Genomic DNA, 22,333 nt, shown 5'->3' with positions numbered 1-22,333 from the left:
TTCTATAGTCCATAGCAAGAGCCAATTTTCACTCACTTTGTCATTAAAACCTTTATGATATTTATAATGTATTTTTAGATTTAATGTGCCTTAATCACTATCAGGCAAAGCCTAGATTATATCACGTTAAGGAGCATAAAATTATTTTTTACACCCTAAACTTAAAAAATCTTGTTCATAAAAATAACTGATATTATCTTTGGAAAAAACTTTCCCTGCGTGAGAATCTATAATTTCATTTAAATATAGGATATTAACATAAGGCATTAACGTTTGGCTCTTTTCTGCCATATTGCGCAATATTCTTGCATAAAATATATCACCTCCATGGAACCCATCAATAAATTCACAATTATCATTGTGCAAAATAGCAGAATTGTGGTAGTTAAAAAAATTAATTTTTAATCTCTGCAGAGTAAAAAAGAGTTCATTAACATATTGATACTCCATCTCTTTCTCTTTCATTGCAGCATATATGCTTGGGGCTACTGGAGGAAAGAAAATTATCACCTTAATATTGTGTTTATGCAAAGTATTCATTATGTTTAATAAGCTTGTAAGACGACTATCATCGATAGCAGAAGCGTATTCAAACTTCCTAGTACCTTGATTTATTCTTTCAAGTGTATCCTGAAAACGTGCATCTTGTGTAGGATAAGATTCAAAGATTTCTCCATAGATATATGAGCCATCTTTAAGAAATCCCCGACTTTTATGCATAGCATTTAAACCTAAAGAATCTAGACGCGTATAAGGATTTCTAATAAAATGATTATCGATAATATACGAAAATTGAAAAAAATTTTGTTTATATATTAATTTGATTATGTCTATTAACTTAGCATAGTTTATATTAGTTCCTGTAATGCTATGATAAGGAGCTTTAGCATTATTTGGAAAGTGTGGGTGAAACCACCATATATCTAAACCTAATAAAATGAGTTCGGGCTGATGAAATTTAAGCATTTTTTCTAAAAAATATTGCCCTTCATTCAAGGTATTCATTGCATTTCCAGCACTAATAAAAGAAGTATTAAAAAATTCCTCTCTTAATTGTAATACCCTTGATGAACCAAGAGCAATAACTTTTGGCTTACTTTGCTTAATAAGTTCAAGTTTATAAGCAAATACATTTTCGTTTAATGCTGTTCCATAAAGAGAATTATTTATTATTTGACGTTGGATGATTGCTTCAAAACTATTGTGTTCAAAAATTCGCGATAAATAATACAATATTCCTGTAACAATTAGCACTAATATGCTGATAATAGAAATGTATGCTATAACAAATTTTTTATCGCTCATCTATGTCCTTAAAAATTAAAATATAAAAATTGTTGAGCCCTATCAATGCACAATAATGCGATAACAGAGCATATAAGTATTTGCAAAAGTGTGCAATATGTGGGCTTAAAGCTGTTTATAAGCTCAATAGTGTTTCTTAACTTCAAGCATACAACCATAGCCCCAAACACACTAAAAAATATAATAACAGAGGAGTCATCTATGCTCACTGCCCATTTGCCAAACCTCACACTATATCTATCTAAAAAATGCAGTGAAGATTCTAAAAAAGTAGGTAATATAAGATTGCCTCCAAACATCCCCTTTAACAGATTCAATGCCCCTTGCACATTCTCACTTCTAAAAAATATCCAAGCAATATTGATAAAATTAAAAGTAATAAACCAACAAAGTATGGCATAGAGTTTAGAATCTAAAAAGGCTAAGAGTATAGATTTATACCTTGTAGAGAGGATACGTTTTTTTGTATGTAGAGCCTTTTTATTATATGGAGCATTAAGTAATGTATCTTTTTTTTGATTATGGAATCTCTTAGACACTCCCTCTTTTATCTTTTCTATCCACCACATATAGATTCTATGGATTATCATTGCTAAGCCGTGCAGCACTCCCCACATCACAAATCCCCAGCCTGCCCCGTGCCACACACCGCTTAAAAATGCCACGATAAAGAGATTTCTTAGAGTGAGTATTTTATTTAAGCATATATAATATTTAGAAGAAGCATATTTGAGATTCTTATTCCCACCTAGAGGGATATAGAGATAGTCTCTTAAGAATCTCCCTAATGTAATATGCCACCGCCTCCAAAAATCACTGATATTATAAGCCTTATAGGGGGAGTTAAAATTAATAGGTAGCATAATGCCAAATAATAGCCCTAATCCTATTGCCATATCACAATATCCACTAAAATCAAAGTAGAGTTGAAAAGTATAAGATAAAGAGGTAGCCCAAGATTCTGCTGTATTTAGCACTTCGCCATTCTCCACAGACTTAAATCCTGCATTTGCCCATTTAGCAAAGCTATCAGCGATACATACTTTTTTAAATAATCCAATAGTAAAGATAAATAATCCCTTAGCCACATAATCCCATTTGATATATGGAGATAAGGTATTAAATTGTGGCATTATCTCTTTATGATGGACAATAGGACCAGCAATAAGTTGTGGAAAAAAGCTAATAAATAAGCAATAATCAATAAAGTGAATATGAGGCTTTTTTATATCATTTATGTTGTAATAAGTTTTATGATAGGGGATTTGTTTTGCAGATGTAGCATTGAAATCTTTTGCGGATTCTGTATTATTTTTAGAATCTCTATTGTTAGATTTGTCATTTTTACAAATATCTTCGCTTTTAGCTTTAATATGAGTATTGAATCCTCCCTGTATATCAGCTATATCAATGCATTTATAACAATCCACTAAAAAGGCAATTTGCTGAAAGGTTACAAAAGATAAAGCCAGGGGCAAGAGAATATGAGGCAGAGGGAGAGTAAAATCTAAATGCAAAAGCGCAGAAAAAAGATTAAAGTTTTCACAAAAGAAATCAGTATATTTAAAGAATCCTAAAAGGAATAGATTAAAGAGGATACCTACAATAAGGTATATTTTACTTTTGCCCCCCCCCCCGCATATTCTTTGCATTTATAAGCAAAGTAGAATTATGTTTAAGGATTGCTGTTGCTATAAAATAATTAATAATCATAGAGCTAAGCAATAGAGGCAGATAAAGCCATTTCCAATACCCATAGAAAAATAAACTTGCAGATATTAAAAATATTTTTGCACTTTTTATATGGTTTTTATATCGTAAAATATGGAATCCTATCCATACTAAAGGTAAGAAACAAAAGATAAAGAGATAGGAGTTAAAGAGCATAGTTAGCCTTGCAAAGATTCTAAAATCATATCACCCATTTGTGTGCAGCTTACTTTTTGCATTCCATCACTCATCATATCACCTGTGCGGTAGCCCTTTTTTAGGGTGGTTTGCACGGCGTGTTGTATCGCTTGAGATTCAGCCTTTAGCCCAAAGGATAGTTCACACATCATCGCCACAGAAAGAATCGTTCCAATAGGATTAGCAATATCCTGCCCGGCGATATCTGGTGCACTGCCGTGTATTGGTTCATACATTCCCAAAGATGTGTTTGATAGTGAGGCAGAGGGAATAACGCCAATTGTCCCAGTAATGATACTCGCCTCATCACTCAAAATATCGCCAAACATATTTTCGGTAAGAATCACATCAAATTGACCAGGTGCGCGGCAAATCTGCATAGCTGCATTATCCACATACATATGGCTAAGGGTTACTTGCGGATAGTCTTTTGCGACTTCCTCTACTGTTTCTCTCCAAAGCCGTGATGAGCTTAGCACATTTGCCTTATCCACAGAGACGATATGCTTTTTGCGCTTCATTGCGAGTTCAAAGGCGACCTTTGCGATAGATTCTATTTGCGAGGCGCTATATGTCATCGCATCACTTGCGACTTTCTCGCCATTTTTTTGCTCTAGCTTGTGTTCGCCAAAATACACGCCCCCAATCAGCTCCCGCACGATAATAAAATCAATGCCCTTGTTTAAAATCTCACTTTTCAAAGGACTTGCATTACTAAGCTCTGCAAACAATTTCGCTGGGCGGATATTAGCAAATAATCCTAATTCCTTGCGTAAGGTTAAAAGCGCACTTTCAGGGCGATTATGACTAGGCTCATTATCCCATTTAGGACCGCCCACCGCACCAAGTAACACACTGTCACTTTTCTTACATAACTCTAAGCTTTCTTTAGGGAGGCATTCTCCACAAGCATCTATCGCACAGCCCCCGGCTAAGACCTCTTCACAGACAAATGTGTGATGATATTTATCTGCGATGGCTTGCAAGATTCTTAGTGCCTGTGTTACCACTTCTTTGCCAATTCCATCGCCATAAATGACAGCAATATGCTTTTTCATTTGCACTCCTTTAGTTATTTTATATAGCTAAGTATTTTAAGCATTTGCCTTGTTTTTAGCAATCCAATTCAAATAGCCATTGGCATTAATGATTTCTTGGATAAAAGGCGGAAAAGGTGTTGTGTGGAATTGCTCATTTTTATTGCAATTTTTAATCACCCCCGCATCAAAGTCAATTTCCACCTCATCGCCATTTTCTATACTTTGAGCGATATTTTCAGATTCTATAATTGCAAGTCCTATGTTTATGGCGTTGCGATAGAAGATTCTTGCAAAGGATTTAGCGATAATGCAGCTTATCCCACTTGCCTTAATCGCAATAGGGGCGTGCTCTCGGCTACTCCCACAGCCAAAGTTCCAGCCTCCCACCATAATGTCTCCTGCCTTTACCTTTTTGACAAAATCTTTATCAATATCCTCCATACAATGACTCGCAAGCTCTCTATGGTCAGCGGTATTGAGGTATCGCGCGGGAATAATCACATCAGTATCTACATTATCACCATATTTATGGATAAATCCTTTTGTTTTCATATTTGCTCCTTTTGTTTATATATCTTGTGGCGCGCTTAAAGTCCCTCTTACCGCACTTGCAGCCGCTACTTCGGGCGAAGAGAGATAGACTTCGCTTGTTACGTGCCCCATTCTGCCCACAAAGTTACGATTAGTAGTCGCTACGCATCTCTCACCTGCGGCTAAAATACCCATATGCCCGCCTAGACAAGGTCCGCAAGTAGGCGTAGAAACCACAGCCCCGGCTTTAATAAATGTCTCTAAATAGCCCCTATTGATACATTCTAAATAGATATTTTGCGTAGCAGGAATGATAATACAGCGTGTATGTTTAGCAATTTGCTTATCTTTTAGAATATCTGCTGCCACTGCCATATCGCTTAATCGCCCATTCGTACAAGAGCCAATAACCACTTGGTCGATTTTCACTTCTCCCCATTGAGTTTTTTCCTTTGTGTTTTCAGGTAAATGTGGGAATGCCACGGTATGGTCGATAGAATCTAAATCAATATCAAAAATTTGCTCATATTCTGCGTCCTCATCGGCTTTGTAGATTCTAAATTCTCTACTCGTGCGCCCTTTGGCATAATCAATTGTAATATCATCAACCTCAAAAATGCCATTTTTCGCCCCCGCTTCAATTGCCATATTAGCGATACAAAGTCTATCATCGATGGTAAGATTCTTTAAGCCCTCACCGCTAAACTCCATACTTTTATAGAGCGCACCATCAACGCCGATTTTACCAATGATATGTAAAATCACATCTTTACCACTCACAAATGGACGCAACTTACCTTTGAGGTTAAATTTCATCGCTTTAGGGACTTTAAACCACGCCTGTCCTGTCGCCATTCCTACCGCCATATCCGTAGAGCCTACACCGGTAGAAAATGCCCCTAACGCTCCATAAGTGCAAGTGTGAGAATCCGCCCCGATAATTAAATCGCCAATGGTTACAATGCCTTGCTCGGGTAAAAGCGCGTGTTCCACGCCCATATTCCCCACATCATAATAATGTGAAATATCAAAATCCTTAGCGAAACATCGGCATTGCGCACTTTGCGTAGCTGCCTTAATATCCTTATTTGGAGCGAAATGATCCATTACTAGAGAGATTTTATCTTTATCAAAAACTTTTTCAAATTTTGCCGCCTTAAAGGCATTAATCGCTACAGGCGTGGTAATATCATTACCAAGCACCATATCAAGCTTTGCCATAATCAAATCACCTGCTCTTACACTCTCCATTCCCGCACGATTAGCTAAAATCTTTTGAGACATTGTCATTCCCATATATGCTCCTTAATTGTTGTTTTATTTATTAATTCAAGATTCTATTAAGTGCGCTTACTAGCCCAAAAACCGAAGCCTTAATAATATCACTATCTATGCCCACACCAAAGCATTTTTTGCCCTTGCTTTCTATCTGCACGAATGACACAGCTTTAGAATCCGAACCCTTCTTAAGTCCGTGCTCACTATAATCGAGTATTTCAAAATCCATTTTAAGATACTCCCTTAGTGCATTTGCAACGCTATCAAGCCGCCCATTGCCACTGCTTGTGATTAAGCTAGATTCTCCTTTTGCATTGGATGTTTCTAGGGAGGCTTCTATGTGGTTTTGTGTATCATCTTTTTGTGTGAAATGAAAGGCTTTGATACTAAAATGTGAGGTAAGATTCACAAAATCGTTTTGAAAAATCTCACAAATTTCATCAGGACTTAACTCTTTGTGTTCTTTATCACTGATATTTTTCACATAGTAGGAAAATTCTTCTCTTAAAAGTGGGGGGAGATTGATCCCATAATGATGGTGCAAAATATAGGCTATCCCGCCCTTGCCACTTTGTGAATTGATACGAATCACATCGTTTTCATACACGCGCCCCACATCTTTAGGGTCAATAGGGAGATATGGCACACTCCACGTGCGAAGATTTTTTTCTTGATGATAAGCCATACCTTTAGCAATCGCATCTTGATGAGAGCCCGAAAAGGCTGCAAATACGAGTTTGCCCGAGTAGGGTTGTCGCTCATAAACTTGCATTTTTGTTACTTTCTCATATACATCACAAATAGCAGGGATATTGCTAAAATCAAGCCTAGGGTCTATGCCGTGTGAGTGCATATTCATTGCTAGGGTGATAATATCTACATTACCCGTGCGCTCACCATTGCCAAAAAGTGTGCCCTCAATCCTATCTGCCCCTGCTAAAAGCCCTAATTCCGCATCGGCTACCGCACAGCCCCTGTCATTATGCGGGTGGAGAGAGATAAGTACATTTTCACGATGATTGAGATGCTTAGACATATATTCTACTTGAGAGGCATAGATATGTGGGAGACTCATCTCCACGGTTACAGGGAGATTGATGATGAGCTTTTTATCCATAGTGGGCTTAAAGACATCAATCACAGCATTACACACTTCAAGGGCATAATCCACCTCTGTGCCGCTAAAGCTTTCTGGCGAATACTCAAAGCGAAAGTTTCCCTTTGTGGCTGCAGCATATTCTTTAAGATATGTCGCGCCCTCAATGGCGATTTGCTTCACCTCTTGCTTAGATTTTTTAAAGACTTGCTCCCTTTGCGCAAATGATGTAGAGTTATACACATGCACGATTGCATTTTTGCAACCCTCCAAACTCGCAAAAGTCTTTTTAATGATATGCTCTCTAGCTTGAGTAAGCACCTGCACATTCACATCATCAGGAATCAGATTCTCTTCGATCAATGTGCGTAAAAAGCGATATTCTGTCTCACTCGCCGCGGGAAATCCCACTTCAATTTCTTTGAATCCCACTTTTAGCAGCAGCTTAAAAAATGTAATTTTTTCTTCGAGGCTCATAGGAGTGATAAGGGCTTGATTGCCGTCGCGTAAATCCACACTGCACCAAATAGGCGCGGATTTAATATATTCTTTTTTACTCCACTCTAAACTTTCCACAGGAGGCATAAAATAGCCTCTTTGATATTTTGTATGACTCATACAAACTCCTCATATTAAGAAAAATACTGCTAATAAAAGCTTTATGATTCTAGCAATAAAAACTATACAGGCGATAAAAATTCTTTATAAAATTGTAGAATCCATGTATGTCTTTATCATTCTATTTTGTATCGCATTTGCGTTTATATAAAATTACTCTTGCAAAATCCTGCAAAGACAAAAAATAGATGCAGCCCTAATGCTAACACTTATGAAGATATGCAATCCTCAAAGATAAACTTATGCTCCTCCGGGAGGGCCTTAAAAAGTGCAAGAGCTAATGCGCGAATCTCCCACATCGCGGATTTAGATGTGCGCAGAGAAAGAAAGTTTTGCAAACTCCTTGCATTAATGCTAAAGCTGAGTTCTGTGCGATAGGATTCTGGCATAGCAAACTTAGCCATATCATTGCTTACATTATCGCATAAAATCTCACGCAGTCGCTCAAGGGCGTGAAGCGAGGCAATATTAACCTTTTCATTACTTGTAAAAACGACAAATTCCTCTGCGCGTGCGAGATTTTCATCATTGATAGGCAGGAAGCTCGGCAGATTTTTTAGTTCCTTTAATGTATAACGTGAGGATTTTACGCTATAACTTGCCATACGATGACGAGCTAACTCCTGCAAACACGCACGTGAAATGCCTTGAATATAAAAATTATAATAGAGATGCTCTAAGGTGCTTGCGTGTTTGTATTTATTACCTACTCTATCGATAAGCTCTAAATCTTTTATCCCACCATTATCGCTCTTATCAAAGCTCTGCCAACAAGTGCGGATAGCATTGCTACAAACATTGAGCGGCGTATAGTGCAAAAGCGTAATGTTAATTTTACATTCTATTGTTTCTACCATGAGGGGATTCCTTAGGGGATTAATTTGCATACAATCTTAGTGAATCTTGCATTAAAAGTTTGTTAATAGTTCAAATCTAGCTAAAAGCATAGTGTTTTAATTTTGCAAATTAAATGTTCTTTAATATTTGTGAAGCAGTTTTGTATAGATAATAGCTTAATCAAGCCTCCTTGGCCTCTTGCTTAAGTATGAAAAGAACGTAGCGATGTAATATTCTAATGGCAAGATATATTTACTAGAGCCATATCTATCCTATGAGAAGCCGTTGAGAAGCCGTTTTAAACCATAAGAGCTTTAGTAGGAGGTATGGCGATAGTAAAATATAGGAGACTAAGCAGCACTTTAGCGTAATAGCATAGCCATAGAGATCCAATCTATCTCACTAAGGGCATAAGCTCTTTGGCGATACGTTCTAGTTCCTCTTTCATCGGCGCACATTGCACGATGAGTAGCTCAAGCCCTGCTTCCTCATAGGCTTTGATTTGCTCTGCTACCTGCTGTGCTGTGCCTATAAAATGCGGACGCAACCCGCGATTTGACACGCTGTATTCGCGTTTGCTGATTTCTACATCAAGCTGCGAATTGTTCGTAAAATTTTTGAAAGAATTTTCATAAGCCTTTTCATCTTTAATCGTAGTAATGCGCTCTAGCTCTCTTAACGCTTCTGCCTCACTATCGCGGATAATGATATAGGCTGCCATACCAAAACCCAAGAATGGGCTTTTACCCGCCTTTGCCCTACGCGCTTTCATATCGGCGATTTTTTCTCTCACCTCCTCTAATGTGCCTCCGTGCAAGAGATATTTATCGGCAAACTGCACGATAGCATCTCTCCCTCTCTCGCTTTCACCTCCGGCATACACAAGGGGAGTCTTAGGTGGTTTAGGCTCATTATAGGCATTTTCAAATGTAAAATATTTGCCCTTGTGATTAAAGGGGCTTTGCTCCCAAAATCCCCTTAGTACATTGGTGTATTCGTGTGTGAGTGCATATCTATCATCGTGCCCATCAAAGTTAATGCCATATTGCCGAGCTTCCTCTGCCCACCACGCTGATACCATATTGATACTAAAGCGTCCATTGCAAATTTGCGAAATAGTGGCAATTTGCTTTGCTGTGAGTGCGACTTGATGGTATTGCGGACGGAGGGCTGCTAGAATCTCAATTTTTTGCGTGATAGCTGCTAAACCATTAGCGATAGCCCACGCATCAAGTGCATCAGCTTTCTCGCCTTTAATGTCATTCAAATACAGCTCTGGCACAAGGGTGAGCACATAGCCCAAATCCTCCGCACGTAGCACCAAATCCTTGATATACTCCCAATTCCCTTGTGTGGTATCATCATCAACATTCCTTAGCCAGCTTCCAAATACCGGTGTCCAATAACCAAATTTCATAATGCTTCCTTTGTGTGATTTGTCTCGTTATAAATAATTTTGCAAATATTACATCAGGCTTTTAAGAGCTTGTGTATATGAGCGATTGAAGGTGTGATAACACTCACAAGATTAAGATTCTAAAATTTTACTCTCTCATAGAATCTTTCCAAAACCATTACTCGCGCTTGCTCATAAGCGTTTGAGAAGTCTTAAGGGCTAGTTTCACAAAATGGAGCTTGAGCTTAAGATATGATGAAAAGTTTTTGTGCCATAGAGATTCTTTTGCTAGTTTTTGAGCTTTTTGAAGCAAAAATTCTTTTTTAGCATACAAATACTTTATCTTCTTATCAAGCTTTTGGATTCTATCCTTTTTCATATATTTTTCAATACCTGCTATAGCATTTTGGATAATACCCAATGTTATACCTCTGTTTACAAAAGCACAAATCCGGGCAGAATACGCGGGAGCATCAAATGAGCGGGATTGTTTATCACATCATAAAATAATCCTTAAAAATCACGTTCCTTGCGTAGATTCTGCCTTAAGGCAGAATCTTTTCTAGGCGGGCAAAGGTTTTCACAGGGTTTGAAAGCTCTGTTCCTCCTAGGATCTTCCCAAAAGCTCTTGCTCTTGATTCTGCCTATGCAAAAGATAATGGTATAAAGCATACTGCGCCCACACGCAAAGCCTGTATTCGCACACACACTAGAGATTTTGGCGATGTTTGAAAACGATTCAAAAGCCCAACTTAACTTAAATTCTTGAGAGATTTATAAGGACAGAATCCCTTGTTAATCGCCTTTCTCTGTTCTTTTGATGTAGAGAATATTTTATCAATATTTTTTCATCTAGTTCACCGATAAATTCACTGCTCTTGCAATCGTATTTGCTACAGGAGAGTATTTTCTAGCGTGTGCTATAAGCTCATTTTCTCTTGCTTTGCTTACATTAGATTCTAAAATGACTTTTACACGCACATCGGTAAATCCCAATGGCTTATCCTCGCTCAAATCACCCACTCCCCACACAGAAGTGATATTAATATCTGCTTCAAGTTCTAATTCAAGCTTAGAAATCACAATCTCATTTGCCACTGCATTAGCGTGAATCCCAACAGCAAGGCAACTGCCAAGTGCAGCCAAAAGAGTTTCGCTAGGATTTGGTGCGGTATCATCGCCTAAGAGTGTAGGTGGCTCATCGACCACATAGGCAGGGAGATTGCGAATGTAGTTCAAATGGCGAAACTTGCCCTCCGCAACCGTTTTGCACTTGAGCGTTTTAATCGCATTCGGGTTTGCCTTACCCGCCTTTACGAGTTCCTCTAAGCCCTCTTTATCGATAGGCTCTAATCTTGTGCAACTAGTTTGTGCTACTTTCATAATATTCCTTTGTGTTAAATTCTAGCTTTTTAAGGCTAGGGCTTTTGTAACCTAAGATTCTAAAAGCTCTAGCCTCCTAAATGCACGAGATGTAAGTATTCTTATGCTTTTTGTCGGGCTTGAATAGCGCTAAAGCCCTTTCCCAAAAGCGCGAAACTCACATTACCAAGCGCATTGCACCACGGCAAGAGGGCATATTCTTGAAAAATCTTTATGCAGTTTATGAGATTCGCTCTATGGAAGAAAGGGCGTCCATTAATAGATAAGATTCCATCATTAAAGTCCTCAAATCCGCCAATGATGTTTAATAATGTCCTCTTGCCACAGCCACTTGTCCCAATCAAAGCGAAAAACTCATCCCTTTTAATGTCTAAATTGATATTGTTTGGAATCTGCCTTTGATGAAAAGATTGTGATAAATGTTTGATTGCAATCATACTTTTTCTCCAAGTTTGCGCTTTAGAGTATTATATCCCAAAAGGCTAAAAACTCAATGAACACAAAGCCCTAAAATCCCTATAAAAATCATCGCCACAATCATCATATTCCATAGCGATGAGATTACGTCCATCTATTATGATGAGGTAGCCTAGCCCACTTTGAATCCCTAGCATCTCCTCCTGCCACAAGGTGAATCCAAGCTAAAAAGCCCCCTCTTGCCTTATAAATCCTTTATAATCCTTCATAAAGCCGATGTAGAAAGCTTACTACTTTATCTGCTGCCCCCAACTGCCCTTGTGCGCGGAGCTTAGATTCTAAAGTGCTGTTGTAATTAGTGTTGGTATTAATATCATACACCACATTTTCGCCTTTATCGCTCTCTATAAACTCCACCCCGGCAATCTCTATATGATGTTTTTGCAAAAATGTCTCTAACTGCTGCACGAGCGGCGTTTGTGTGGTAATCTCCTCCCTCACGCTAAACTTATCGCCACTGCCTATATCACAGGCTGCTCCAGCAAGTTCAGGCAGGGCTTCTGCCCTTTCAATGTCGCAACTATCGGCAGGACAGAGTTTGAACGCTCCGCCACTTGTATCTACACGCACAGCATATACGAATTTTCCACCAATAAATTCACATCGCGTAATGAAAAGCTCCTTAGAGCGCACATACTCCTGCAAGAGCGTAATGCCATCAATAGGGGCTTCATAGGCACTTGATTCTACATAATCCTTTAGCTCTTTAAGATTCTCAAATCGCTGCACACCTAAGCCTTTTCCACCTTGATTATGCTTTGTGATAAAGGGCGTTTGCAGAGCCTCCGCGCTTTTAAGCAAATCATCTTTGCCAAAAACCGCTATGGTCTTTGGTGTGCGGAATCCTGCGTTGTTTAAAGCGAGATATTGCCTCACTTTGCTTACTTCAAATTCAAGCACATTACTGCCATTAATCACCTTTCTGCCATAAGATTCCAGCCACGCTAAAATTGCCCGTCCATATTCTTTAGAATCCGCGTGGTTGCGCGTATGGCTTGAAGCACTAAGTCTACTCCAAAATACACCTTCGGGTGGAGGCACATCAAGGTTGATCCCGCCACGTGTTAGAAGTATTTCTTTAAACTCCACTCCCGCACGTTTAAACGCATCAGCAAAGGGTGGTATCCACTCAGGGTTCTCATGCAGGATATAAATCCCTTTTTTGTATTCATTATAGAGCATAGATTCTCCTTATTTTTTAGTTCTACCACTATTAGCATAATCATCTATCGTAGATTTCTCGCCACCTACGCGGTATTTCGCCCCTCTGTGAGAGGAGGGCAGCCTATCACCATTGCCAAAGAGCTTATGGCGCAAACTTCCCTCTGTGTAGGATTCTTGATACACGCCTCGCTTTTGGAGTTCAGGCACGATAAATTCCACTACATCCTCAAAGCTTCCCGGTGTGGTTGCATAGGCGAGATTAAACCCATCTGCATCGCTATATTCTATGAGTTCTTGCAGGGTATCGCATACTTCTTTTTTGCCACCGATGATTTTATTGCCTAATGCACCAATTCCCGCGATTTTAATCAGTTCCCTTAAAGTCCAAGTTTTGCCCTCATCGGTGCGAGATTCGGCAAATTCCTTTACCTTGCCAATAATCGCATTAGATGTAATTTCTGTGAGCGGGTCATCAAGGCTGTATTTGCCAAGATTCTCTCCTAGCCAACCTGAATTAAGCACCAAAGAGCCTTCCTCATTGACATAACTTAGCAAATCTTTGTGCTTTGCTTCGGCAAGTTTTTGATTTTCATCAGTGATGATGGTCGCTAATACATAGATTTTCGCGCTATGTGGGTCGCGCCCTGCTTTTATAAGTTCATTGCGTATCTGCTTGACAGCGGTTTTTGTGTATTCCTTAGAGATGGGCGAAATAAAAATCGCCTCCGCATTTTCCGCTGCAAAGCGGATACCTCGCGGGGAATTGCCCGCTTGGAATAGCACGGGCGTGCGTTGGATGCTTGGCTCACATACGTGGATTCCGGGTACATCAAAATATTTGCCCTTATGCCCGATATGGTGAATCTTAGCAGAATTAGCAAACTGCCCACTCTGCCTATCTAAAATCACTGCATCATCTTCCCAACTGCCCTCCAAAAGCTTGTAAATCACCTCTAAATATTCATCAGCTACCTCATACCGCTCATCGTGTGGAAGTTCTTTTGTCCCCATTTGCGCGTTTGCGCTAGGCAGATAGCCTGTTGTGATGTTCCAACCTACGCGTCCTTTGGTAAGATGATCGAGTGTGCTAAGCCGCCTTGCAAATGGAAATGGGTGCTCAAAAGGCACGCCAGCAGTGATTCCAAAACCTAAGTGTTTGGTAACTGCCGCACCAATAGCCGCTAATTGCACAGGGTCATTCACAGGTGTTTGCACTGCCCCGCGCAATGCCGCCTCATCATCGCCATTGTAGATATCATATACGCCCAAAACATCAGCGATAAAAATTGCATCAAATAGCCCCTTTTCAGCTATACGAGCGACATTTTGCCAATATTCAATGTCCTTGTATTTTAAGGCTTGGTCTCCGGGATAACGCCATAAACCCGGGCTTAAGTGGGTAATGCAATTCATATCAAACGCATTGAAACGAATGTGTTTTTTGTGTCCCATACTTTACCTCCTATGGTTTTTATTTGTGTTAAGTGTGTTGCAACTTATGGAGTGATTATACTGATAAATTACATATTTTTTAAAATACAATATGTAATTTAAAAAATATGTAATTTAAGTGATACATTTTTACTCATTTTTTGAGATATAGGATAAAGCTAAAAACGAGGATTCAAATAATTCTTGGATAACAACAATGGTTTTATTTATGGTAATTGTAGTGTGGCCGTGCCGAGAATATATAATCCTTAGTAGTACGTGGTAAGATCAAGATAAAATATTTTTATCAAAATTATATTCTTAATATTAATAAGGATAGTTGGGTTACGAGTCTGGCTGAAGGTAAAATCTTATTGTATTGTCCTTACATTAATTATGAGAATGCAAGGACAATACAGAATCTGTTCTTAATTAAAATGATTAAAAGGCAGGAATAATTTCGCCTTGATATTTTTCATTGATAAAATCCTTGACTTTTTGAGATTGCAAGGCATTTTTGAGCTTTTGCAAGTTTTCATCATTAACCCTTTGACTTTGCACGACTAAGATATTCGCATAGGGCGATTGCGGTCCCTCTAAAAGCAATGCATCACTGCTCTTTAGCCCTGCTTGAAGCGCGTAATTGCCATTGATCACCGCCGCATCAACATCGCCCAATGTGCGAGGCAAAAGTGCTGCATCTACAGGCTTAATCTTTAAATGCTTAGGATTCTCTATAATATCTAGATCTGTGGCGTTGAGATTACTAGAATCTGCAAGTTTGATAAGCCCTTGGGCTTCAAGCAAAAGCAAGGCTCTCCCACCATTGCTTGGGTCATTAGGAATGCCAATCACCGCATTATGAGGCAATTCATCAATATCTTTAAACTTAGTAGAATACAAGCCAATCGGCTCTACGTGGATATTTGCAATCGGCTCTAATGCAAACCCTCTATCCGCTTTGAGCACATCTAAAAAAGGCTTATGTTGATGAAAATTTGCATCAAGTGAGCCATCATCCAAACTCGCATTAGGTGTTACATAATCAGTAAATGCCACGATTTGCAAGTCTATGCCCTCCTCTGCTAAATCCGGTTTGATAAACTCTAAAATCTCCGCGTGTGGCACAGGCGTAGCACCCACTTTGAGTGTTATCTTTTGCGTATTTGATTCTATATGGGAATCTGCCTTATCATCGCCACAACCGATAAATGCCAATATGGTTAAAAGTAATATGCCTAGTTTTTTCATACTTACTCCTTTGTAGAATCTTGAGCGGCAGGGAGGATTTGCCCTTCGTATTTTGAGAGAATAAATGCCCTTGTCTCATCGCTTAGAAGTGCATTTTTAAGCACCGCTATGCGCTCATCATTTTGATTGTCCTCCCTAGAGACAAGCACATTCACATACGCGCTTTTATCATTCTCGTGAAAAAGCGATTCCTTAATACTCATTTGCGCCTGAAGTGCGTAGTTTGCGTTAATCACAGCTCCATCGACACTATCAAGCACCTTAGGCAATCCCGCCGCCTCTAAGGGCTTAAACACCAAACCCTTAGGATTCTCTACACTATCAAGCTCACTTGCACTAAGGTTTTTCGCGTCATTGAGCGTTATCACACCATTATCGTGAAGCAAAATAAACGCCCTTGCCATATTAGACGCATCACCGGGAATAGCGATAGTCGCTCCTTGTGGAAACTCATCAATGTTCTTAAACTTATTAGAGTAAAATCCTAGTGGCACGATATATATGGGTGCTAGAGCCACGAGATGATAACCCTTTTGCTCATTTGTCTTATCCATAAAGGGCTTATGCTGATACATATTCGCATCGCTACTTCCCTCTGCTAAGGACACATTAGGCACGACATAATCTGTAAATTGCTGAATCTGCATTTCCACACCTTGCGCTTTCATCTGTGGCTTGATAAATTCTAGAATCTCTGCCGCTGGCACAGGCGTAGCACCCACTCTTAAAATGGTGAGTTCTGCCTTGTCTTGCGTTTGCGTATTTGATTCTATATGGGAATCTGCCTTATCATCGCCACAACCGATAAATGCCAATATGGTTAAAAGTAATATGCCTAGTTTTCTCATTTTCCTCCTTTGAATTAAGATTAACGATGTGCGCGCAAACGCTTGACGATGAAGTCCCCGCTGCTTTGGATACATTGCACCAAAATAATGATACAAATCACCGCATAAGTCAATACATCGGGCTTAAAAGATTGGAATCCTATGCGATAGGCTAAGTCTCCTAGCCCTCCAGCACCCACCACACCAGCCATAGCTGAAAAGCCCACTAAGCTTACTGCTGTAATGGTAATGGCATTTGCCAGTGAGGGGAGGCTCTCGCTTATCATCATTAGCACCACGCGGAATCTACTCGCCCCCATACTCATTGTGGCTTCTATCAAGCCTTTATCCACTTCATCAAATGCCCCCTCAAAAAGCCGTGCGATGAATGGAGTAGCTGCAATCACAAGCGGGATAATCGCCGCCGTGCTACCAATGCTCGTGCCAATAAGGGCTTTTGAAAGCGGTAAAAGCAAAAATATCAGCACGATGAAAGGAAAGGAACGCACAACATTGACAATCGCGCTTAAGATTCTATACACAAGGGCATTTGCCATAATGCCAGAGGGCTTAATTGCGCTCAAATACACGCCCAAAGGCAGCCCAAATACACAGGCAAAAAACACAGAAAATACCACCATATAGATGGTTTCACACACGCTTTTTGCTAAGCTAAATGCCACAGGGTCGCTAAAAATATCGCGCAATATAAGCAAAAAATGCTTTTCACACAGATTCAAAAAATCAAGCATAGCACTTTCCTTGCACCTGCGGATTAGAATCTATGCTAAAGACACTCACGCCTTGCGTTTTAAGCCACGCTAATGCCTTATCTCTTTTATCATCTGTGGCAATAATCTTTAGTGTCAAATGCCCCACTTCCCCTGTAGCAAGTTCATCAATATGTCCGCTTAGGATATTCACATCAATATCAAAATGCTTTATCATTTGACTAATAAGTGGAGATTGCGCGTAAACACCGGTAAAAATCACCCTATACACATTGCGTAAATCCCTTAAATGAGTGATGATATGTTTGTCATCTTGCGGGAGGAATGCGATTAACTCCTGTGTGATAGGGTGCTTAGGCTTGGCAAAGACTTCGTTCACACTACCCCGCTCTACGATTTCCCCATCGCTCATCACACACATTTTATTGCAAATCTCGCGCACGACTTCGATTTGATGTGTGATAAGCACCACGCTTAAATCTAGCCTTTGCTGAATCTCCCTTAGAAGCGCAAGGATAGAGCGCGTAGTTTTTGTATCAAGGGCGGAAGTTGCCTCATCGCATAGTAGTACTTTAGGGTGATTGGCTAAGGCTCTAGCAATGGCTACCCTCTGCTTTTGTCCGCCACTTAGCTGACTAGGATAGAATGCAGCTCTCTCGCTTAAGCCTACCATCTCTAAAAGCTCATCTACACGAGGTTTAATTGCCTTTTTATCCCATTTGGCAATCCGCAAGGCAAAGGCGACATTATCAAACACATTTTTAGCACTAAGTAAGTTAAAATGCTGAAAAATCATACCAATTTTTTGCCTTTGGGCTTGGAGTTGCTTTTGATTGAGTTTGAGTATATTTATATTATCGATTTTTAACTCCCCGCTTGTAGGCTCTTCAAGGCGATTAATGATACGTATAAGTGTGCTTTTACCCGCACCAGAATAGCCAATTATCCCCATAATATCACCTTTTGAGACTTCCAAATCGATATTTTTTAAGGCACAAAAGCCATTAGGATAGGTTTTGCTAATGCCCTTGAGGCTTATCACATCTCACTCCTTGCGGTTTCCATAAGAAGCTCGATTATATCACAAAATATTAAAATACAATATGTAAATTAAACTTTATGCAGGGCGATTATATTTTTGCGTATAGATTTTGCTTACATAGTACAAAAGGTATTCCTTTAGACGTTAATTGGTGGGTGAGAGGCTTAAATAAAGAATCTTTCTCAATTTAAGCGTTTCTAACAAAAGTTTGTTTTATAATTCCTTATCTGGATTTTGCTGCTTTAAAAAGGATATATGATGAGTTTCACACATTTACATTTACATACAGAATATTCCCTCCTTGATGGGGCAAATAAGATTAAAATTTTAGCGAAAAAAATCCGTGAATTAGGTATGAGCTCAGTGGCAGTAACTGACCACGGCAATATGTTTGGCGCACTTGATTTTTATGTAACAATGAAAGAGGAGGGGCTAAATCCTATCATTGGCATAGAGGCATATATCCATAATGGCGATGTGCTGAATGATAAAAATGTCAAACAGCGATTTCACCTTTGCTTGTTCGCGAAAAATGAAGTGGGCTATAAGAATCTTATGTATCTTAGCTCACAATCTTTTATTCAAGGATTCTACTACTATCCACGTATTAATAAGGCATTGCTTAGGGAGCGAAGCGAGGGGCTTGTATGTTCTTCAGCGTGTTTGCAAGGAGAGGTGAATTGGCAGCTTAATATCAATAACCCACGTAATGTCCGCTATGGCGCGAAAGGCTATGAAGTAGCGAAAGAAGCTGTGCTAGAATATAAGGATATGTTTGGCGATGATTTTTATTTAGAGATTATGCGACACGGCATTGCCGATCAGTTCTTTATCGATGAGCAGATTCTTAGGCTAAGCAAGGAATGCGGGGTAAAGGTGATTGCCACCAATGATACGCACTATACCTTACAAGAAGATTCAAGCGCACAGGAAATTGCTATGTGCGTGGCAATGGGAAAAACGCTCAATGACAAAGATAGGATCAAGCATTCTGTGAAAGAATTTTATATCAAATCGCCCGAGCAAATGCAAAGGCTCTTTTGCGATATACCTGAAGTGATTGCAAACACACAAGAAATCGCGCAAAAATGCCGCTTAGAGCTAAATCTTAAAAATATAGAGATTAGAAATAAGCATACAGGGGAAGTGCTATTATCTAATACCCCCGCTACGCCGCCTACCTTTAAAAACACGCAAGATTATGCTTTAAAAGAAAATCTCCCCCAAATACTCAATTGCCCTTTAGGATCTATTGATGATGCAGCGTATTTTGCTTATAAATGTAGGCAGGGGCTAGATGAGCGTCTAGAGCATATCCCTGAAAATTTGCATACGCAGTATAAAGAGCGTCTAGAGCAAGAAATCAATGTGATTAATACGATGAAATTCCCGGGCTATATGCTTATTGTATGGGACTTTGTGAATTTTGCTAAGCAAAATGGCATTCCTGTGGGTCCCGGGCGTGGCTCTGCGGCGGGAAGTCTTGTGGCGTATTCGCTAAAGATTACTAATATTGACCCTTTAAAGTATGGTTTGCTTTTTGAGCGGTTTTTGAATCCTGAGCGTGTGAGTATGCCTGATATTGATATGGACTTCTGCCAACGTAGACGTGGTGAGATGATAGAATATGTAGCAAATACCTATGGCAAATATAATGTAGCACAAGTCATTACCTTTGGTTCGCTTTTGGCAAAGGGCGTGATACGTGATGTCGCGCGTGTGCTTGATATGCCCTATAATGATGCAGATGCGTTTGCAAAGCTTATTCCTAATGAGCTTGGTATTACCCTGACTAAGCATATAGGCAAGGATGGGCAGGAGAAAGATGGTGCGTGGGAGAAAGAGCCAAAGATTCGGGAGTTGGTTGAGAGTAATGCTTTAGCAAAACAAGTGTGGAATTATGCGGTGCTTTTAGAGGGATTAAAACGCAATGCAGGGACACACGCGGCGGCTATTGTGATAGATTCACAAGAGGAGCTATGGAACAAAGTGCCGCTTTATACCAATGACAAGATGAATGGTGTGGCTACGCAGTATTCTATGAATTGGCTTGAGCCGGTAGATTTGATTAAATTTGACTTTCTAGGGCTCAAGACGCTTACCGTGATTGATGATGCTATTAAGCTCATTAAAAAGCGATATGGCAAGGCGATTGATTTTAGCATTATGGAAATGGAGGATTCTAAGGTTTATGAGAGTATCCAGAGTGGTAATACTCTAGGGCTATTCCAAATAGAATCTGAGGGTATGCAAGCGTTGGCTAAAAAGCTAAAGCCCAGCACATTTGAAGATGTCGTGGCGATGCTTGCCCTCTATCGTCCCGGTCCTATGGAATCGGGTATGCTTGATGATTTTATTGACCGCAAACACGGCAGAGCGAGTATCAATTATGCCTTTAACTCGCTAGAGTCGATACTAAAGCCCACTTATGGGGTTATCGTCTATCAAGAGCAAGTTATGCAAATCGTGCAAACTATCGGTGGATTCTCACTTGGCGGGGCGGATTTAGTCCGTAGAGCGATGGGAAAAAAGAAGATTGATGAAATGCTAAGACTCAAAAAAGAATTTGCCGATGGGGCGCAAAAGCAAGGCTATGATAGGGCTAAGGCGGAGGATTTATGGGAGCTTATTGTTAAATTTGCCGGATATGGATTTAATAAATCGCATTCTGCGGCGTATGCGATGATAACCTACCAAACAGCCTATTTAAAGACATATTACGAACACGAATTTATGGCAGCAATGCTCACAAGTGAAACGAGCAAAATAGAATCTGTGGCAAAATACATCGATGAAGTCAAAAGCCTTAATATTGACATCGTGCCTCCACACGTGAATATTTCTGAAAATGACTTTGGTGTGGGTGAGTTTGAAGGGGAGAAAAAAATTATTTTTGGCTTGAGTGCGATTAAGGGCTTGGGCGATGCGCCTATTGAAAATATTATACAGGAGCGTGAGAAAAATGGCGCGTATAAAAGTTTAGAGGATTTTATCGCACGAGTGGATTTTTCAAAGCTTACTAAACGTTCACTAGAGCCACTTATTAAATCTGGCGGGTTAGATAATCTAGGCTATTCGCGCAAAAGTATGCTTGAAAATATTGATGTGCTTTGTGAAAAGGGCAGAGAGAAAGACAAGGCAAAAGATATGATTCATAACTCTTTGTTTAGTAGTGATGATGTGGAGATTAATATTTATTTATCTATTCAAGATAGAGGCGAGTATGATGTGAAGACCTTGCTTGATTATGAATATGAATGTATGGGGATTTATGTGTCCGGGCATCCACTTGATGATTTTAAAGAGCAGATTCAAAGCATTAAGGGCATTGTAAAAAGTATAGATTTAGAGAATCTTGAAGTTGATTCTTCGTGTATGCTTGTGGGTAAGGTGCTATCTATCAAACGAAGGATTAGTAAAAAAAGTGGTAAGCCTTTTGGAAGTATTGAATTTTTAGATTATGGCGGCAGTATGGAGATTATGGTGTTTGAAAAGCAGCTTGAAAGCCTTGAGAAAATCGATTTACAAGAGCCAATAGCGCTTAAATGCAAGGTGGAGGATAGATTAAATTTCCGTATCTTAAAAATTCTTACGTTAAGGGAAGCAAAAAAAGAAGAGGTGGAAACAATCTTTAAAAAGACAGATGAAAAAAGTGAAGATGAGATTATTCCTATTGATATGAGCGTAGCACAGGTTGATATGTGTATGCCGCTGTGCGTGGTGGTGGATACCCAAAGTGTGCAAGATGGTATTTTAGAAAAGCTTAAAGCCCACGCACAAAGCCTTAAAGGGGAGCACGAGCTGCATTTGAGAATCAAAGATGATCATTTTGGTCATACATTTGTAAGTAATCTTAAGGTGCATTCAAGCATTAAGGAAGTGTTTAGGGAGCTTGAGTGGCAATGATGAGGTAAAGTATATATGGATTCTAGGTATATTGATGATAGGCTGTAGCGATACGCAAAATCCTCAAGAGCAGATTATACGCACTTGGTATTTGGAAGCCACTCATTGATAA

Annotated in this window: 21 protein-coding genes; 2 read left to right on the top strand and 19 right to left on the bottom strand. The window is 39.5% G+C overall.

The window, feature by feature from the left end:
• Positions 1 to 141: 141 nt before the first annotated feature.
• The 19 genes from QZ289_RS05810 to QZ289_RS05720 form a co-directional block, all read right to left on the bottom strand.
• Positions 142 to 1,305 (bottom strand): hypothetical protein, encoded by a 1,164-nt coding sequence (locus QZ289_RS05810; protein ID WP_295700281.1) that lies wholly within the window; start codon positions 1,303 to 1,305, stop codon positions 142 to 144.
• An 8-nt stretch (positions 1,306 to 1,313) separates the two neighbouring features.
• Positions 1,314 to 2,957 carry an MBOAT family O-acyltransferase gene (locus tag QZ289_RS05805; RefSeq protein WP_363322768.1) on the bottom strand — a complete coding sequence of 548 codons (1,644 nt, stop codon included), beginning with the start codon at positions 2,955 to 2,957 and terminating at the stop codon, positions 1,314 to 1,316.
• Between the two features lie 237 nt (positions 2,958 to 3,194).
• The gene (gene leuB, locus QZ289_RS05800) at positions 3,195 to 4,271 is read right to left on the bottom strand and encodes a 3-isopropylmalate dehydrogenase (protein WP_295700279.1); all 1,077 of its coding nucleotides are present in this window, start codon (positions 4,269 to 4,271) and stop codon (positions 3,195 to 3,197) included.
• 36 nt (positions 4,272 to 4,307) lie between these two features.
• The gene (gene leuD, locus QZ289_RS05795; protein ID WP_295700277.1) at positions 4,308 to 4,805 is read right to left on the bottom strand and encodes a 3-isopropylmalate dehydratase small subunit; all 498 of its coding nucleotides are present in this window, start codon (positions 4,803 to 4,805) and stop codon (positions 4,308 to 4,310) included.
• A gap of 15 nt (positions 4,806 to 4,820) precedes the next feature.
• Positions 4,821 to 6,080, bottom strand: coding sequence for a 3-isopropylmalate dehydratase large subunit (gene leuC / locus QZ289_RS05790; RefSeq protein ID WP_295700275.1), 1,260 nt, complete (start codon positions 6,078 to 6,080; stop codon positions 4,821 to 4,823).
• A 28-nt stretch (positions 6,081 to 6,108) separates the two neighbouring features.
• Positions 6,109 to 7,776 (bottom strand): 2-isopropylmalate synthase, encoded by a 1,668-nt coding sequence (locus tag QZ289_RS05785; protein WP_295700272.1) that lies wholly within the window; start codon positions 7,774 to 7,776, stop codon positions 6,109 to 6,111.
• Positions 7,777 to 7,985: 209 nt separating this feature from the next.
• Positions 7,986 to 8,633: an FAD-dependent thymidylate synthase gene (gene thyX / locus QZ289_RS05780; RefSeq protein WP_295700270.1), complete on the bottom strand. Its 648-nt coding sequence runs from the start codon at positions 8,631 to 8,633 to the stop codon at positions 7,986 to 7,988.
• Positions 8,634 to 9,007: 374 nt separating this feature from the next.
• Positions 9,008 to 10,030 carry an LLM class flavin-dependent oxidoreductase gene (locus tag QZ289_RS05775; protein WP_295700267.1) on the bottom strand — a complete coding sequence of 341 codons (1,023 nt, stop codon included), beginning with the start codon at positions 10,028 to 10,030 and terminating at the stop codon, positions 9,008 to 9,010.
• A 157-nt stretch (positions 10,031 to 10,187) separates the two neighbouring features.
• Positions 10,188 to 10,430 carry a hypothetical protein gene (locus tag QZ289_RS05770; RefSeq protein ID WP_295700265.1) on the bottom strand — a complete coding sequence of 81 codons (243 nt, stop codon included), beginning with the start codon at positions 10,428 to 10,430 and terminating at the stop codon, positions 10,188 to 10,190.
• Between the two features lie 92 nt (positions 10,431 to 10,522).
• Positions 10,523 to 10,681, bottom strand: a complete 159-nt coding sequence (locus QZ289_RS05765) for a hypothetical protein (protein ID WP_295700262.1) — start codon at positions 10,679 to 10,681, stop codon at positions 10,523 to 10,525.
• A gap of 180 nt (positions 10,682 to 10,861) precedes the next feature.
• Complete coding sequence (locus tag QZ289_RS05760) at positions 10,862 to 11,392, bottom strand: OsmC family protein (RefSeq protein ID WP_295700261.1); 531 nt, start codon at positions 11,390 to 11,392, stop codon at positions 10,862 to 10,864.
• Between the two features lie 101 nt (positions 11,393 to 11,493).
• A complete protein-coding gene (locus QZ289_RS05755; protein ID WP_295700259.1) occupies positions 11,494 to 11,829 on the bottom strand; it encodes an ATP-binding cassette domain-containing protein in 336 nt (111 codons plus the stop codon).
• 45 nt (positions 11,830 to 11,874) lie between these two features.
• Positions 11,875 to 12,006 carry a hypothetical protein gene (locus tag QZ289_RS05750; RefSeq protein ID WP_295700256.1) on the bottom strand — a complete coding sequence of 44 codons (132 nt, stop codon included), beginning with the start codon at positions 12,004 to 12,006 and terminating at the stop codon, positions 11,875 to 11,877.
• A 58-nt stretch (positions 12,007 to 12,064) separates the two neighbouring features.
• The gene (locus QZ289_RS05745; RefSeq protein ID WP_295700253.1) at positions 12,065 to 13,051 is read right to left on the bottom strand and encodes an alpha-L-glutamate ligase; all 987 of its coding nucleotides are present in this window, start codon (positions 13,049 to 13,051) and stop codon (positions 12,065 to 12,067) included.
• A gap of 9 nt (positions 13,052 to 13,060) precedes the next feature.
• The gene (locus QZ289_RS05740) at positions 13,061 to 14,485 is read right to left on the bottom strand and encodes an LLM class flavin-dependent oxidoreductase (RefSeq protein WP_295700250.1); all 1,425 of its coding nucleotides are present in this window, start codon (positions 14,483 to 14,485) and stop codon (positions 13,061 to 13,063) included.
• Positions 14,486 to 14,905: 420 nt separating this feature from the next.
• A complete protein-coding gene (locus tag QZ289_RS05735; RefSeq protein WP_295700247.1) occupies positions 14,906 to 15,715 on the bottom strand; it encodes a MetQ/NlpA family ABC transporter substrate-binding protein in 810 nt (269 codons plus the stop codon).
• 2 nt (positions 15,716 to 15,717) lie between these two features.
• Positions 15,718 to 16,563, bottom strand: coding sequence for a MetQ/NlpA family ABC transporter substrate-binding protein (locus QZ289_RS05730; RefSeq protein ID WP_295700245.1), 846 nt, complete (start codon positions 16,561 to 16,563; stop codon positions 15,718 to 15,720).
• A gap of 20 nt (positions 16,564 to 16,583) precedes the next feature.
• Positions 16,584 to 17,294, bottom strand: coding sequence for a methionine ABC transporter permease (locus tag QZ289_RS05725; RefSeq protein WP_295700243.1), 711 nt, complete (start codon positions 17,292 to 17,294; stop codon positions 16,584 to 16,586).
• Entirely contained in the window at positions 17,287 to 18,315 is a 1,029-nt protein-coding gene (locus tag QZ289_RS05720; protein WP_295700241.1) for a methionine ABC transporter ATP-binding protein, read from the bottom strand. Before QZ289_RS05720 ends, QZ289_RS05725 begins: the two co-directional genes overlap by 8 nt.
• Before the next feature lie 258 nt (positions 18,316 to 18,573).
• Between QZ289_RS05720 and dnaE the strand changes: the two genes are divergently transcribed.
• Together dnaE and QZ289_RS05710 are read left to right on the top strand one after the other, a co-directional pair.
• Positions 18,574 to 22,221 carry a DNA polymerase III subunit alpha gene (gene dnaE / locus QZ289_RS05715; protein WP_295700238.1) on the top strand — a complete coding sequence of 1,216 codons (3,648 nt, stop codon included), beginning with the start codon at positions 18,574 to 18,576 and terminating at the stop codon, positions 22,219 to 22,221.
• Complete coding sequence (locus QZ289_RS05710; RefSeq protein WP_295700235.1) at positions 22,208 to 22,330, top strand: hypothetical protein; 123 nt, start codon at positions 22,208 to 22,210, stop codon at positions 22,328 to 22,330. Before dnaE ends, QZ289_RS05710 begins: the two co-directional genes overlap by 14 nt.
• The last annotated feature ends 3 nt before the right edge of the window (positions 22,331 to 22,333 follow it).

Source organism: uncultured Helicobacter sp., from assembly GCF_910577135.1.
GTDB lineage: Bacteria > Campylobacterota > Campylobacteria > Campylobacterales > Helicobacteraceae > Helicobacter_C > Helicobacter_C mastomyrinus.
The sequence above is the reverse complement of the archived record's forward strand: the minus strand, read 5'-3'. Positions and strand labels throughout refer to the sequence as shown.